The 14,520-nt window shown below is 67.3% G+C and carries 14 protein-coding genes; all 14 read left to right on the plus strand.

Annotation, left to right across the window (positions count from 1 at the left end):
• Window positions 1-2: 2 nt before the first annotated feature.
• The 14 genes from pilW to ACYVH8_RS02015 all read left to right on the plus strand — a co-directional run bounded on the left by pilW (window position 3) and on the right by ACYVH8_RS02015 (window position 14,370).
• Window positions 3-821: a type IV pilus biogenesis/stability protein PilW gene (pilW, locus tag ACYVH8_RS01950; RefSeq protein ID WP_460487194.1), complete on the plus strand. Its 819-nt coding sequence runs from the start codon at window positions 3-5 to the stop codon at window positions 819-821.
• Window positions 814-1,782 (plus strand): helix-turn-helix domain-containing protein, encoded by a 969-nt coding sequence (locus tag ACYVH8_RS01955; protein ID WP_460487195.1) that lies wholly within the window; start codon window positions 814-816, stop codon window positions 1,780-1,782. Before pilW ends, ACYVH8_RS01955 begins: the two co-directional genes overlap by 8 nt.
• Window positions 1,782-3,077, plus strand: coding sequence for a flavodoxin-dependent (E)-4-hydroxy-3-methylbut-2-enyl-diphosphate synthase (gene ispG, locus ACYVH8_RS01960; RefSeq protein ID WP_460487196.1), 1,296 nt, complete (start codon window positions 1,782-1,784; stop codon window positions 3,075-3,077). The genes ACYVH8_RS01955 and ispG overlap by 1 nt, the downstream gene beginning before the upstream one ends.
• A 66-nt stretch (window positions 3,078-3,143) precedes the next feature.
• Window positions 3,144-4,433, plus strand: a complete 1,290-nt coding sequence (hisS, locus tag ACYVH8_RS01965) for a histidine--tRNA ligase (protein WP_460487197.1) — start codon at window positions 3,144-3,146, stop codon at window positions 4,431-4,433.
• A gap of 27 nt (window positions 4,434-4,460) precedes the next feature.
• Window positions 4,461-5,120 (plus strand): YfgM family protein, encoded by a 660-nt coding sequence (locus ACYVH8_RS01970; RefSeq protein WP_460487198.1) that lies wholly within the window; start codon window positions 4,461-4,463, stop codon window positions 5,118-5,120.
• Window positions 5,117-6,259 carry an outer membrane protein assembly factor BamB gene (bamB, locus tag ACYVH8_RS01975; RefSeq protein WP_460487199.1) on the plus strand — a complete coding sequence of 381 codons (1,143 nt, stop codon included), beginning with the start codon at window positions 5,117-5,119 and terminating at the stop codon, window positions 6,257-6,259. Before ACYVH8_RS01970 ends, bamB begins: the two co-directional genes overlap by 4 nt.
• 15 nt (window positions 6,260-6,274) lie before the next feature.
• Window positions 6,275-7,618 carry a ribosome biogenesis GTPase Der gene (gene der, locus ACYVH8_RS01980; protein ID WP_460487200.1) on the plus strand — a complete coding sequence of 448 codons (1,344 nt, stop codon included), beginning with the start codon at window positions 6,275-6,277 and terminating at the stop codon, window positions 7,616-7,618.
• 116 nt (window positions 7,619-7,734) lie between these two features.
• Entirely contained in the window at window positions 7,735-7,989 is a 255-nt protein-coding gene (hfq, locus tag ACYVH8_RS01985; protein WP_460487201.1) for an RNA chaperone Hfq, read from the plus strand.
• A gap of 60 nt (window positions 7,990-8,049) precedes the next feature.
• Complete coding sequence (hflX, locus tag ACYVH8_RS01990) at window positions 8,050-9,234, plus strand: GTPase HflX (RefSeq protein WP_460487202.1); 1,185 nt, start codon at window positions 8,050-8,052, stop codon at window positions 9,232-9,234.
• Window positions 9,235-9,279: 45 nt separating this feature from the next.
• Complete coding sequence (gene hflK, locus ACYVH8_RS01995; RefSeq protein WP_460487203.1) at window positions 9,280-10,638, plus strand: FtsH protease activity modulator HflK; 1,359 nt, start codon at window positions 9,280-9,282, stop codon at window positions 10,636-10,638.
• A gap of 12 nt (window positions 10,639-10,650) precedes the next feature.
• Window positions 10,651-11,544 (plus strand): protease modulator HflC, encoded by an 894-nt coding sequence (gene hflC, locus ACYVH8_RS02000; RefSeq protein ID WP_460487204.1) that lies wholly within the window; start codon window positions 10,651-10,653, stop codon window positions 11,542-11,544.
• A gap of 3 nt (window positions 11,545-11,547) precedes the next feature.
• Window positions 11,548-11,739, plus strand: a complete 192-nt coding sequence (locus tag ACYVH8_RS02005; RefSeq protein ID WP_460487205.1) for a DUF2065 domain-containing protein — start codon at window positions 11,548-11,550, stop codon at window positions 11,737-11,739.
• Between the two features lie 66 nt (window positions 11,740-11,805).
• On the plus strand, window positions 11,806-12,954 hold the full coding sequence (locus ACYVH8_RS02010; protein ID WP_460487206.1) for an ATP phosphoribosyltransferase regulatory subunit: 1,149 nt from the start codon (window positions 11,806-11,808) through the stop codon (window positions 12,952-12,954).
• 42 nt (window positions 12,955-12,996) lie between these two features.
• Complete coding sequence (locus ACYVH8_RS02015; protein WP_460487207.1) at window positions 12,997-14,370, plus strand: adenylosuccinate synthase; 1,374 nt, start codon at window positions 12,997-12,999, stop codon at window positions 14,368-14,370.
• Window positions 14,371-14,520: the final 150 nt, after the last annotated feature.

Below are 14,520 nucleotides of genomic sequence, written 5' to 3' on the forward strand. Positions count from 1 at the left end.
GCATGAAAGTGACCGATGCGATGTGCGGCCCTGGCCGTCGGTGGCTGCTCGCAGCCTGCCTGGCGCTGGTCGCGCTGACCGGCCTGCCCGGCTGTGCAGGGGGGCCGGTGGCCAACCAGGACATCGTCACCGATTCCGACGAACCGGTGATCCGCAAACGCGCCCGCACCCGTCTGCAACTGGCCAGCGGTTATTTCGAGCAGGGCCAGACCACGGTGGCGCTGGACGAGGTCAAGCAGTCGCTCCTCATCGACCCCGACTTCCCCGATGCCTACAACCTGCGCGGCCTGATCTATCTGCGCCTCAATGACATGCGCCTGGCCGAAGAGAGTTTCCGCCGGGCCCTGGCCATCAGCCCGAACGATGCCAATGTGCTGCACAACTACGGCTGGATGCAGTGCCAGCAGGGCAAGTACACCGAGGCGGTGCAGACCTACACGCAGGCCCTGGCCAATCCGACCTATGGCGGCCGGGCCAAGACCTGGCTGACCAAGGGCCTGTGCCAGATGCAGGCCCGCCAGTTCAACGATGCCGAGTTCAGCCTGAACAAGTCCTACGAGCTCGATGCCGGCAACCCGGTGACGGGCTACAACCTGGCCCTGCTGCTGTACCAGCGCGGCGACGCGGCGCGTGCCCAGTTCTACATCCGGCGCATCAACAACAGCGAACTGGCCAATGCCGAGACGCTCTGGCTGGGCATCAAGGTCGAGCAGCGCATCGGCAACCGCGTGGCGCGCGATCAGCTGGTGACCCAACTGCGCGGTCGTTATCCGAGATCACGTGAACTGAGTTCTTTTGAGCGGGGAGCATTCAATGAGTGACGAGCCAGCCGGCAGCAGCGCGCCTGTGCCAGATACGCCCGTGGCCGAACCGGCCGTTGCGCCGCCGCAGACCACCGCCGGCCAGCTGCTGCGCCAGGCGCGCGAGGCTGCCAACGTGGAGCTGCCGGCGCTGGCCCTGGCCCTCAAGGTGTCGGTCAAGAAGCTGGAGACTCTGGAGGCCGACCGCCTCGATCTCCTGCCCGATGCGGTTTTCGTGCGGGCCCTGGCTTCCAGCGTCTGCCGCGCACTCAAGATCGACGCGGCGCCCGTGCTGGCCCAGTTGCCGCAGTCCAAGGTGCCGCGCCTGGATTACGACGAGCCCGGCCTGAACACGCCTTTCCATACGCCGGGTGACGTGGCCAGGACACCTTTCCTGGACCGCCTCTCGCGCCCCATGGTGCTGGCCGCGCTGGCCGTGCTGCTGGGTGCCCTGGTCCTGATCTTCTTTCCCTCCACCGAGCAGCGCGCCGAGATCGGCGCCATCGTGACCCGTGCCCCGGCGGCGGCCGAGACGGCGGAGCCGGTCCCGGCACCGGTGGTGGCAACGCCGGCCCCGGGCAAGGCCCCGGTGGCTCCAGCCGCGGTCCAGCCTGCTGCCGCAGCAGCCAAAACCAGCAAGGACCCGGAACCTGTTGCGCGTCCTGAAACGCCGCCTGCGGCCACCCCTGCGCCAGCTGTCGCCGTTTCGCCCGAGGTGCTGGCCGTGCGCAAACGGCTGGCGAGCTCGGGTGTCGTGATCTTCAAGACCAGCGGGCCTTCCTGGATCGAGGTGACCGACGGCAAGGGCGCCATCCAGCTCAGCCGCCTGGTGGAGCCCGGTGAGCCTGTGGGTGCTTCCGGTCCGCTGCCGCTGACCGTGACCATCGGCCGCGCCGACGTGACCGAGGTGCTGGTGCGCGGCAAGCCTTTCCCGCTGGACGAGGTGACCCGCGGCGGCGTGGCCCGATTCGAGGTGAAATAGTGCAGCAAGCAGCGGGTGCCATCGATCAAGCTGCGCCGCGTGCGCGGCGTACACGCCAGGCCCGGGTGGTCTGGGGCGACAACGTCGTGACCGTGGGCGGCGACGCGCCCGTGCGTGTGCAGTCCATGACCAACACCGACACGGTGGACGTCATCGGCACCGCCATCCAGGTCAAGGAACTGGCCCAGGCCGGCTCCGAACTGGTGCGCATCACGGTCAACACGCCCGAGGCGGCCCAGGCCGTGCCGCACATCCGCGAGCAGCTCGACCGCATGGGCATCGCCGTGCCCCTGGTCGGCGACTTCCATTACAACGGTCACACCCTGCTGAGCCAGTACCCGGCCTGCGCCGAGACCCTGTCCAAGTACCGCATCAACCCCGGCAACGTGGGCAAGGGTGACAAACGCGACCGCCAGTTCGGCCAGATGATAGCGGCCGCGCTCAAGTGGAGCAAGCCCGTGCGCATCGGTGTGAACTGGGGCAGCCTGGACCAGGAACTGCTGGCCGGCCTCATGGACGAGAACAGCCGCCGCGCCCGACCCTGGGACGCCAAGGCCGTGATGTACGAGGCGCTCATCACCTCCGCCATCGATTCCGCGCGTTTCGCGCAGGAGCTGGGCATGCCGGCCGAGCAGATCCTGCTGTCCTGCAAGGTCTCTGGCGTGCAGGACCTGATCTCCGTCTACCGCGAGCTTGCCCGGCGTTGCGACTACCCCCTGCACCTGGGCCTGACCGAGGCCGGCATGGCCACCAAGGGCACGGTGGCCTCGGCCACGGCCCTGTCCATCCTGCTGCAGGAAGGCATAGGTGACACCATCCGTGTCTCGCTGACGCCGCAGCCGGGCGAGTCGCGCACGCAGGAGGTGGTGATCGCCAACGAGATCCTGCAGGCCCTGGGCCTGCGCATCTTCGTGCCCAGCGTCACGGCCTGCCCGGGTTGCGGGCGCACCACCAGCACCACCTTCCAGGAACTGGCCAAGCAGATCGACGACTTCCTGCGGATGCAGATGCCCGTCTGGCGCAAGCAGTACCCGGGGGTCGAGGCACTCAAGGTGGCCGTCATGGGCTGCATCGTCAACGGCCCGGGCGAGAGCAAACACGCCGACATCGGCATCAGCCTGCCGGGCACCGGCGAAGCGCCGGCCGCGCCGGTCTTCATCGACGGTGAGAAGCGCCTGACGCTGCGCGGCGAGGGCATCGCCCAGGAATTCCAGAAGATCGTCGAAGACTACATCGCCCGGCGCTTCGGCGGTCATGGCGAAATGACGGCGGCTGCGCCGGCCATGACGGAATGACCGCGCATTTTCTCCAACCTTCATTTCGTCATTGAAGCGCGTCAGCGCGAAATCATTTCGTCATCCATGGCTGAAAAACTGAACGCCGTCAAAGGCATGAACGACATCCTGCCACCGGATTCGGCGCGCTGGGAGTGGTTCGAGGAACAGGTGCGCGCGCTGATGGCGCGTTTTGCCTACCGCAACATCCGCACCCCCATCGTCGAGCCCACGCCGCTGTTCGTGCGCGGCCTGGGCGAGGTGACCGACATCGTCGAGAAAGAGATGTACTCCTTCGAGGACCGGCTCAACGGCGAGCAGCTCACCCTGCGCCCCGAGTGCACGGCCGGTGTGGTGCGCGCCGTGGTCGAGCACAACCTGCTCTACGAAGGTGGCAAGCGCCTGTACTACATGGGCCCCATGTTCCGCCACGAGCGCCCGCAGCGCGGCCGTTACCGCCAGTTCCACCAGATCGGCGCCGAGGCCCTGGGTTTTGCCGGCGCCGAAGTCGATGCCGAGATGATCCTGCTGGCCGATGCGCTGTGGAAGGTGCTGGGCCTGAGCGATGTGCGCCTGGAGCTCAACAGCCTGGGCCAGCCCGAGGAGCGCAAGCAACACCGCGCGGCGCTGATCCAGTATTTCGAACAGCACGCCGAGCAGCTCGACGAGGACGCGAAGCGCCGCCTGCACAGCAACCCGCTGCGCATCCTGGACACCAAGAACCCGGCCATGCAGGCCATGGCTGAAGCGGCGCCCAAGCTGATCGACTTCCTGGGGGAGGCCTCGCTGGCCCACTTCCAGCAGGTGCGTGCCATCCTGGACGCCAGTGGCGTGGCCTACACCATCAACCCGCGCCTGGTGCGCGGCATGGACTACTACAACCTCACGGTCTTCGAGTTCATCACCACGCGCCTGGGCTCGCAGGGCACCATCTGCGGCGGTGGCCGTTACGACTACCTGATCGAGCAGATCGGCGGCAAGCCCTCACCCGCCGTGGGCTGGGCCCTGGGGGTGGAGCGCGTGCTGGAGCTGCTGAAAGAGCAGGGCGCCGAGTCGCCCTTGCCCGTGCCAGATGCCTACGCCATCCTTCCGGATGCCGCGGGATTGCCCCAGGTCATGCCCGTGCTGCAGGCCCTGCGTGCCGCCGGCCTCAAGGTGCAGATGCATGCGGGTTCGGGCGAAGGCATGGGCAGCATGAAGTCGCAATTCAAGAGGGCCGACGCCAGCGGCGCGTCCTACGCGCTGATCTTCGGCGCCGACGAGCTCGCACGTGGCGAAGTCACCGTCAAGGCCTTGCGCGACGGTGCGGGCGTGCAGACCAGCCATCCCCTGGCGCAGGCGGCCGACTGGGCCCCCCGCCTACAATCCCGCACTTGATCTCCGCACCTGATCTGAAGAAAGCACATGGCACACCTCGACCTCGAAGAACAAGAGCAGCTTGACCAGCTCAAGCAATTCTGGAAACAGTACGGCGGCCTCATCAGCTGGGGCCTGATCATGCTGCTGGCGGTCTACGCCGGCTGGAACGGCTGGCAGTACTGGCAGCGCAAGCAGGCCGTGCAGGCCACGGCCCTCTACGAAGAGGTGGAGCGCATCGCCGCCAGCGGCGACGCCACGCGCCTGGACCGCGCCCTGGCCGACATGAAAGACAAGTTCGCCGGCACCGCGCAGGCGCAACAGGCTGCGCTGCTGACCGCCGCCGTGCATGCTTCGGCCGGCCGCAACGACGCGGCCCGTGCCGCCCTCTCCTGGGTGGCCGAAGCTTCGGGGGACGAAGGCTACAAGGCCGTGGCGCGCCTGCGCCTGGCCGGCCTGCTGCTCGACGCCAAGTCCTACGACGAGGCCCTCAAGCAACTCTCCGGCAGTTTCCCGGCCGAGTTCGCCGCGCTGGCGGCCGACCGCCGTGGCGACGTCTACCTGGCCCAGGGCAAAAAGACCGAGGCCGCTGCCGAATACCAGAAGGCCTGGGCCGGCCTGGAGGCCGGCAGCAGCTACCGCAATGTGGTCGACGTCAAGCTGGCGTCCCTGGGCCTGGCGCCTGCTGCGTCCGGGGAGAAGAAGTGATCCTGTCCCGTCCGCTCCTGCTGCGCGCCTGGCGTGGCGCAGGGGCCCTGGCCCTGACGGCCTTGCTGCTGGCCTGTTCCAGCGCACCGAACCGCCCCGAGCCGGCGCCGTTGCCGCCCGATCCCAAGCTGCTGGGCATGCGCCAGGTCTGGAGCCTCGAGATCGACAAGGTCGAGTTTCCGCTGGTGCTGCAGGTGGCGGGCAACACGGTGGGCGTGGCGTCCAGCGCAGGCCAGGTCAGCCTGCTCGATGGCCGTACCGGTGAAGTGCAGTGGCGGGCCGAGGTGGGCACGCCGCTGAACGCCGGTGTCGGGCATGACGGCCGCATGGCGGCGGTGGTGACGACGGAAAACGAACTGGTGGCCCTGCAGGAGGGGCGCGAACTCTGGCGCCAACGCCTCAATGCGCCGTCCTACACCGCGCCGCTGGTGGCCGGCGCCCGTGTTTTTGTGCTGGGCGCGGACCGCAGCGTCTCCGCCTATGACGGCCAGAGCGGCCGGCGCCTGTGGCACCAGACGCGCAGCGGCGAAGCCCTGGTGCTGCGCCAGCCTGGCGTGCTGATCCCCGTGGACGACACCCTGGTGGTGGGCCTCGCGGGCCGCCTCGCGGGCCTGAACCCGCTCAACGGCACTCCGCGCTGGGAAGTGCCCATCGCCACGCCGCGCGGCACCAATGACGTGGAACGTCTGGTCGATCTGGTGGCCGGTGTGGCGCGCCAGGGTTCGGTGGTCTGCACGCGCGCCTTCCAGGCGGCGCTGGGCTGCGTCGATGCGGCGCGTGGCGCGCTGGTCTGGAGCAAACCGGCGGCCGGCGCTTCCGGCCTGAGCGGGGACGCCTCCCTCTTGCTGGGCGTGGAATTCGACGGCACCGTGGTGGCCTGGCGGCCCAAGGACGGTGAACGCGCCTGGAGCACGAACCAGCTGCGTTACCGCAAGCTGAGCTCGCCACTGCTGCTGGGGCCGGCCCTGGTGGTCGGTGACGACGCCGGCCGTCTGCACTTCCTCGCGCGCCAGGATGGCGCCCTGCAGACCCGTATCGAGACCGACGGCACCCCCATCGCCGCCACGCCGGTGCTGGTGGGCAGCACCGTGGTCGTGGTCACGCGCGCCGGCCGTGTGCTGGGCCTGCGCCCTGAATAATCCAGAAAGCCCGCCATGAAACCCGTCCTGGCCCTGGTGGGCCGCCCCAATGTCGGCAAATCCACGCTGTTCAACCGGCTGACCAAAACACGCGACGCCATCGTGGCCGACTTCGCCGGCCTCACGCGCGACCGCCACTACGGCAACGGCAAGCAGGGCAAGCACGAGTACATCGTCATCGACACCGGCGGTTTCGAGCCCACGGCCGAGGACGGCATCTACAAGGAGATGGCCAAGCAGACACGCCAGGCCGTGGCCGAGGCCGACGTGGTGATCTTCGTGGTCGATGCGCGCGGCGGCCTGTCGGCGCAGGACCATGACATTGCGAACTACCTGCGTCGGCAGGGCTTGCCCTGCGTGCTGGTCGCCAACAAGGCCGAGGGCATGACCGATGGCACCCGGCTGGCCGAGTTCTACGAACTGGGCCTGGGCGAGGTGTACCCGGTGTCGGCCGCGCACGGGCAGGGCATACGCTCGCTGGTCGATCTGGCGCTGGCGCCGCTGAACCTGTCCGACGAGGAAGAGGCCGAAGAGGAAGAGACGCCCGGCGTCATCAAGCTGGCCGTGGCCGGCCGCCCCAACGTGGGCAAATCGACGCTGATCAACACCTGGCTGGGCGAGGAGCGCCTGGTGGCCTTCGACCTGCCGGGCACCACGCGCGACGCGATCAGCGTGCCTTTCGAGCGCAATGGCCAGAAGTTCGAGCTGATCGACACCGCCGGCCTGCGCCGCAAGGGCAAGGTCTTCGAGGCGATCGAGAAGTTCTCCGTGGTCAAGACCCTGCAGGCCATCGAGTCGGCCAACGTCGTGCTGCTGCTGCTTGACGCCACCCAGGGCGTGACCGACCAGGACGCCCACATCGCCGGCTACATCCTGGAGAGCGGGCGCGCCGTGGTGCTGGCCGTCAACAAGTGGGATGCGACGGACGACTACCAGCGCCAGACCCTGCAGCGTTCCATCGAGACAAGGCTGGCCTTCCTGAAGTTCGCCAATATGCACTTCATCTCGGCCAAGAAGCGCCAGGGCCTGGGTCCGCTGTGGACCTCCGTCGCCCAGGCCTACAAGGCCGCCGCCTGCAAGATGTCCACCCCGGTGCTCACGCGCCTGCTGCAGCAGGCCGTGCAATTCCAGAGCCCCCAGCGCGCCGGCATGTTCCGCCCCAAGATGCGTTATGCGCACCAGGGCGGCATGAACCCGCCGGTGATCGTGATCCACGGCAACTCGCTGGAACACGTGCCGGATTCCTACAAGCGTTTCCTCGAAGGCTGGTTCCGCAAGGAGTTCGACCTGGTGGGCACGCCCATGCGCATCGAGTTCAAGACCTCGAGCAATCCCTACGCCGACAAGGAAGACAGCTAATCAGAGCTGAGAGTCCGGACGCTTTACCGGGGGTTAACCCCGCTTGTCAAGCGGGCACCAGGCTGCTGTGGTATGGTGACGACTTCCTTACTACTCTTTTGAACACGGAGAATATCGTGAGCAATAACAAAGGTCAGCTTCTGCAAGACCCCTTCCTCAACGCCCTGCGCCGCGAGCATGTGCCGGTCTCCATCTACCTGGTCAACGGCATCAAGCTGCAGGGCCAGATCGAATCCTTCGATCAGTACGTGGTCCTGCTGCGCAACACCGTGACCCAGATGGTCTACAAGCACGCCATCTCGACCATCGTCCCCGGCCGCGCGGTGAATTTCGCAGTCGGCGCCGAAGGCGACGCCCCCAGCGCCACCTGAGGCCGGAGGCGGCTGCGAGGCCGGTGCCCCCACATTGTTTCCTTTCCGGCAGCTTCCTCTTTGACCGCATTGTCAGATCAGACCCGAGCGGCGACCATCCTGGTCGGGGTCGACTTCGGTCTGCCGCATTTCGACGGCGAACTCGAGGAACTCGGCCTGCTGGCCGAGACCGCCGGCCTGCAGCCGGTGGGCCGTGTCACCTGCAAGCGCAAGGCGCCCGACGCGGCGCTGTTCGTTGGCAGTGGCAAGGCCGAGGAGATCAAGCTGCTGGCCCAGCAGCTCGGCGCCAGCGAAATCCTCTTCGACCAGAGCCTGAGCCCGGCCCAGCAGCGCAATCTGGAGCGCACGCTGGAGCTGCCGGTCAACGACCGCACCCTGCTGATCCTGGAAATCTTCGCCCAGCGCGCGCGCAGCCATGAGGGCAAGCTGCAGGTCGAACTGGCCCGCCTGCAGTACCTGAGCACCCGTCTGGTGCGGCGCTGGTCCCACCTGGAGCGCCAGACCGGCGGCGCCGGCGTGCGCGGCGGCCCGGGTGAAAAGCAGATCGAGTTGGACCGCCGCATGATCGCCGAGTCCATCAAGCGCACCAAGGAGCGCCTGCACAAGGTCAAGCGCCAGCGCCAGACCCAGCGCCGCCAGCGCGAGCGGCGCGATGCGTTCAATATTTCCCTGGTCGGTTACACCAACGCCGGCAAGTCCACGCTCTTCAATGCCCTGGTCAAGGCGCGCGCCTATGCGGCCGACCAGCTGTTTGCCACGCTGGACACCACCACCCGCCAGCTTTATCTGGGCGAGGCGGGACGTTCCGTATCCCTGTCCGACACCGTGGGTTTCATCCGCGACCTGCCGCACGGCCTGATCGACGCCTTCCAGGCCACGCTGCAGGAGGCGGTGGATGCCGATCTGCTGCTGCACGTGGTCGATGCCGCCAACCCGAATTTCCCCGAGCAGATCGCCGAGGTGCAGCGCGTGCTGGCCGAGATCGGGGCCGAGCACATCCCGCAGGTGCTGGTCTTCAACAAGCTCGACGCCCTGGGGCCGGAGCGCCGGCCCGCAAGGGTGCAGGACAGTTACGAGCTCGACGGCCAGGCCGTTGCACGCATCTTCGTCAGTGCCCATGACGGGGAGGGCCTGCCCGCGCTGCGGCAACTGTTGGCCCGGCGCGTCATGGCCAGCCTTCCCGAGGCCCCTGAAACGGCCGAAATCGCGGCCGATTTCCCGGACAATCACGCAAGCCCATTCTGATTGGGCACAATGCCGGAAAAGCAGAGACCCACAAGAGACCATCGAATGAAACTTCACGCAAGAGCCTTCCGCTGGGCCAGTCCGCTGAGCTGGCCAGGCCGCCTGCGCGGCATGTTCAACCTGAACGACCCGCGCTGGGGCCGGGGTGAGGACAAGCCCTCCGAGGCCAAGCCCGAACCGGGGCGTCCCGAGTCCGAGGCGCCTCCTCCGCAGGGCAACGGCCGTGGCGCGCGTCCCGGCAACACCCAGGGCCCGCCCGATCTGGACGAACTCTGGCGCGATTTCAACCGCAAGCTTTCCGGCCTGTTCGGCGGCGGGCGTGGCGGTGGTGGCAACAGTGGCGGCAAACAGCCCGACATGAAGGGCGCGAGCTTCGGCATCGGCCTGATCCTGGCCATCGTGGCCCTGATCTGGCTGGGCACGGGTTTTTTCATCGTGCAGGAAGGCCAGCAGGCCGTCATCACCCAGTTCGGCAAGTACAAGTCCACCGTGGGTGCCGGTTTCAACTGGCGCCTGCCGTACCCGATCCAGCGCCATGAACTGATTTTCGTGACGCAGATCCGCTCGGTCGATGTCGGGCGCGACGTGGTCATCAAGGCCACCGGCCTGCGCGAGTCGGCCATGCTGACCGCGGACGAGAACATCGTCGAGATCAAGTTCGCCGTGCAGTACCGCCTGAACGACGCACGCGCCTACCTGTTCGAGAGTCGCGACCCGGCCAGCGCCGTGGTGCAGGCCGCCGAGACCGCGGTGCGCGAGGTGGTGGGCAAGATGAAGATGGACTCGGCCCTGTCCGAGGAGCGTGACCAGATTGCCCCGCGCGTGCGCAAGCTCATGCAGGACATCCTGGACCGCTACAAGGTCGGCATCGAGGTGGTGGGCATCAACCTGCAGCAGGGTGGTGTGCGTCCGCCCGAGCAGGTGCAGGCCGCCTTCGACGACGTGCTCAAGGCCGGCCAGGAGCGCGAGCGCCTCAAGAACGAGGCCCAGGCCTATGCCAACGACGTGGTGCCGCGCGCCATCGGTACCGCCTCGCGCCTGAAGGAGGAGGCCGAAGGTTACAAGTCGCGCATCGTGGCCCAGGCCCAGGGTGACGGGCAGCGCTTCCGCTCGGTGCTGGCCGAGTACCAGAAGGCGCCGCAGGTCACACGCGACCGCCTTTACCTCGAATCCATGCAGCAGATCTACAGCAATGTGACCAAGGTGCTGGTGGATTCCAAGCAGGGCTCCAACCTGCTGTACCTGCCGCTGGACAAGATCATGCAGCTGGGCGGTGATGAGGCTGCCGCACCCCTCATGCAGGGCCCGGCGCCCACGGCCGTGCCGCCGCAGACGACGCCGTCTTCGGCCGCCGACGCGCGCTCGCGCCAGAACCTGCGTTCGCGTGAACGTGAAGTCCGATAGGAGACCCAGAACATGAACCGTATCGGCCTCATCCTTTCCTCCCTGCTGGTGGTGCTGGCACTGGCCAGCTCCATGCTCTTCGTGGTCGACCAGCGCCAGTTCGGCGTGGTCTACGCCCTGGGCCAGATCAAGGAGGTCATCACCGAGCCCGGCCTCAACGTCAAGCTGCCGCCGCCTTTCCAGAACGTCACCTACATCGACAAGCGCCTGCTCACGCTGGACAGCCCCGACAACGAGCCCATGCTGACGGCGGAGAAGCAGCGCGTGGTGATCGATTGGTACGTGCGCTGGCGCATCAGCGATCCCACCGAGTACATCCGCAACGTGGGCCTGAACGAGGCCGCCGGCACCAGCCAGCTCAACCGTGTGGTGCGCAACGCCTTCCAGGAAGAGATCAACAAGCGCACTGTCAAGGAGCTGCTCTCGCTCAAGCGCGAGGCGCTGATGAACGACGTCAAGGACGAGGTTCTGGCGGCGGTTCGAGGGGAGAAGCCCTGGGGCATCGACGTGGTGGACGTGCGCATCACGCGCGTGGATTACGTGGAGTCCATCACCGAGTCGGTCTACGGCCGCATGACGGCCGAGCGCAAGCGCGTGGCCAACGAGCTGCGTTCCACCGGCGCGGCCGAGGGCGAGAAGATCCGCGCCGACGCCGACCGCCAGCGCGAGGTGACGGTGGCCAACGCCTACCGCGACGCGCAGAAGATCAAGGGCCAGGGCGACGCCGAGGCCGCGCGCGTCTACGCCGAGGCCTTCGGCCGCGACCCCGGCTTTGCCCAGTTCTACCGCAGCCTGGAGGCCTACAAGGCCAGCTTCGCCAGCAAGAACGACGTGATGGTGCTCGATCCCAGCGGCTCGGAGTTCTTCAAGGTCTTCCGCGGCCAGGGCGCGGCGCCCAAGAAATAAAGCGTGAGCAGTGACGCCTTCTGGCTGGCGATGGCCCTCGTTCTGGTGATCGAGGGCCTTTTTCCTTTCGTCTCCCCCGGCGGCTGGCGCCGCATGTTCAGCCAGATCCTGAGCCTGAGCGACGGCCAGATCCGATTTTTCGGTCTCTGCAGCATCCTGGCCGGCGTGCTGGGGCTGCTCTGGCTGCAATTCTGAAAACGCGTCTGATTTTTACCGGTCGTAACACCGGTAAAATCACGTTTTTAACAGCCCCCCTTTCCCATGTCCGCCTGGCTCCTGCCGGATCACATTGCCGATGTCCTGCCTTCCGAGGCCCGTCACATCGAGGAACTGCGCCGCGACCTGCTCGACATGGCGCGCTGCTACGGCTATGAACTCGTCATGCCGCCGCTGCTGGAGCACCTCGAGTCGCTGCTGACCGGCACCGGCCAGGCGCTCAAGCTGCAGACCTTCACCCTGGTGGACCAGCTCTCGGGCCGTGCCATGGGCCTGCGCCCCGACACCACGCCCCAGGTCGCCCGTATCGACGCCCACCTGCTCAACCGCCGCGGCGTGGCCCGCCTGTGCTACTGCGGCCCGGTGGTGCACACGCGCCCGGCCAGCCCGCACGCCACGCGCGAGCCCCTGCAGTTCGGCGCCGAGATCTACGGCCACGCCGGCCTGGAGGCCGACCTGGAAGCCCTGCTACTGGCGCTGGACTGTCTGAAGGCGAGCAAGCTCAAGTCCTACACCCTGGATATGGCCGATGTACGCATCGTCAGCGCCCTGCTGCAGGGCGTGTCGATCGATGCCGACACCCTGGCCCAGCTGCAGGCCGCGCTGGCCGCCAAGGACGTTCCCAGCCTGACCCAGCTCACACGCGACTTTCCCGCCGCCTCGCGCCAGGGCCTGCTGGCCCTGCCGCGCCTTTACGGTGACGTGGCCGTGCTGGCCGAGGCCGAGAAGGTGCTGCCGGCCCTGCCCGCAGTGCGCGAAGCCCTGGCCAGCCTCCAGTGGCTGGCCAGTCACCTCGAAGGCACGACCCTGGGTTTCGACCTGGCCGATCTGCGTGGTTATGCCTACTACAGCGGCGTGCGTTTTGCCGTCTACGCCGAAGGCGCGAGCGACGCCCTGCTGCGCGGCGGCCGTTACGACGAGGTGGGCGCCGTGTTCGGGCGCAAGCGTCCGGCCGTGGGTTTCAGCCTGGACCTCAAGACCCTGGTGGGCGCCGTGCCGGCCCGCTCCCTGCGCGCGGCCATCCGCGCGCCCTGGGGCGAAGCGGCCTCCCTGCGTGCGGCCATCGCCCGCCTGCGCCAGCAGGGCGAGACCGTGGTCTGCGTGCTGCCCGGGCACGGGAGCGAGATCGACGAATTCCATTGCGACCGCGAGCTGACCGAAGTGTCGGGTCAGTGGGTCGTCAGCGCCGTCTGAGCGCTTTCCTTCCATTCAAGCGCTTCTTCGAGTACATCTGAAATGAACACAACCAAAGGTCGTAACGTCGTCGTCGTGGGCACCCAGTGGGGCGACGAAGGCAAGGGCAAGCTGGTCGACTGGCTCACCGAGTTCTCCCAGGGCGTGGTGCGTTTCCAGGGCGGCCACAACGCCGGCCATACGCTGGTCATCAATGGCGTCAAGACCGCGCTGCACCTGATCCCCAGCGGCATCATGCGCCCCGGCGTCAAGTGCTACATCGGCAACGGCGTGGTGCTGTCGGCAGCCAAGCTCTTCGAGGAAATCGAAGGCCTGGAGAAGGCCGGCGTCGAGGTGCGTTCGCGCCTGCGCATCAGCGAAGCCTGCCCGCTGATCCTCCCTTTCCACGTGGCGCTGGACGTGGCGCGTGAAGCCGCACGCGAGCAGGGCGGCTCCGAGAAGATCGGCACCACCGGCCGCGGCATCGGCCCGGCCTACGAGGACAAGATCGCCCGCCGCGCCCTGCGCGTGCAGGACCTCAAGTACCCCGAGCGCTTCGCCGCCAAGCTGCGCGAGCTGCTGGCCCTGCACAACCATGTGCTGGGCACCTTCCTGGGCTCGAAGAAGTTCACCTTCGGCGATGCGCTCAAGCCCTATATGAAGGACGGCGAAGTCCAGTTCGATCCGGTGTATGCCGAAGCGATGCGCCATGCCGAGCTGCTCAGGCCCATGATGGCCGACGTCTCGCGCGAGCTCAACGACGCCAACTGCAGCGGCGCCAACCTGCTGTTCGAAGGCGCGCAGGGCACCCTGCTCGACGTGGACCACGGCACCTACCCCTATGTCACCTCCAGCAACTGCGTGGCCGGCAATGCCGCCGCCGGCGCCGGCGTGGGTCCGGGCCTGCTGCACTACATCCTGGGCATCACCAAGGCCTACTGCACGCGTGTGGGTGGCGGACCCTTCCCCACCGAGCTGGACTGGGAAACCCCCGGTACGCCGGGTTACCACATGAGCACCGTGGGCGCCGAGAAGGGCGTGACCACCGGCCGCTCGCGCCGCTGCGGCTGGTTCGACGCCGCGCTGCTCAAGCGTTCGGCCCAGGTCAACGGCCTGACCGGCATGTGCCTGACCAAGCTGGACGTGCTCGACGGCTTGAAGGAGTTGCAGCTGTGCACCGGCTACGAGCTCGATGGCGAGACCATCGACATCCTGCCCATGGGCGCCGACGAGATCGCGCGCTGCAAGCCCATCTACGAGACCCTGCCCGGCTGGACCGAGAGCACCGTGGGTGTCACGAAGTACGACAAGCTGCCGATCAATGCGCGCCTGTACCTGCAGCGCATCGAGCAGGTCACCGGTGTGCCGATCCACATCATCTCGACCAGCCCGGACCGCGATCACACGATCATGATGCGCCACCCCTACGTCGCATAAAACTTGTGAATAAATCTACTGCGCTTGCCCGTCGCCGCGTTGGGCGGTGCTCGTCATCCTCACGGACGTCAAGTACGTTCCGGTGGCTGCGCTCCGTCCGCCTTGCGCTCGGGCCGCTCGCTACGATTTCTTCACAAGTTTCACACCCCT

The sequence above is a fragment of the Curvibacter fontanus genome (assembly GCF_054780335.1).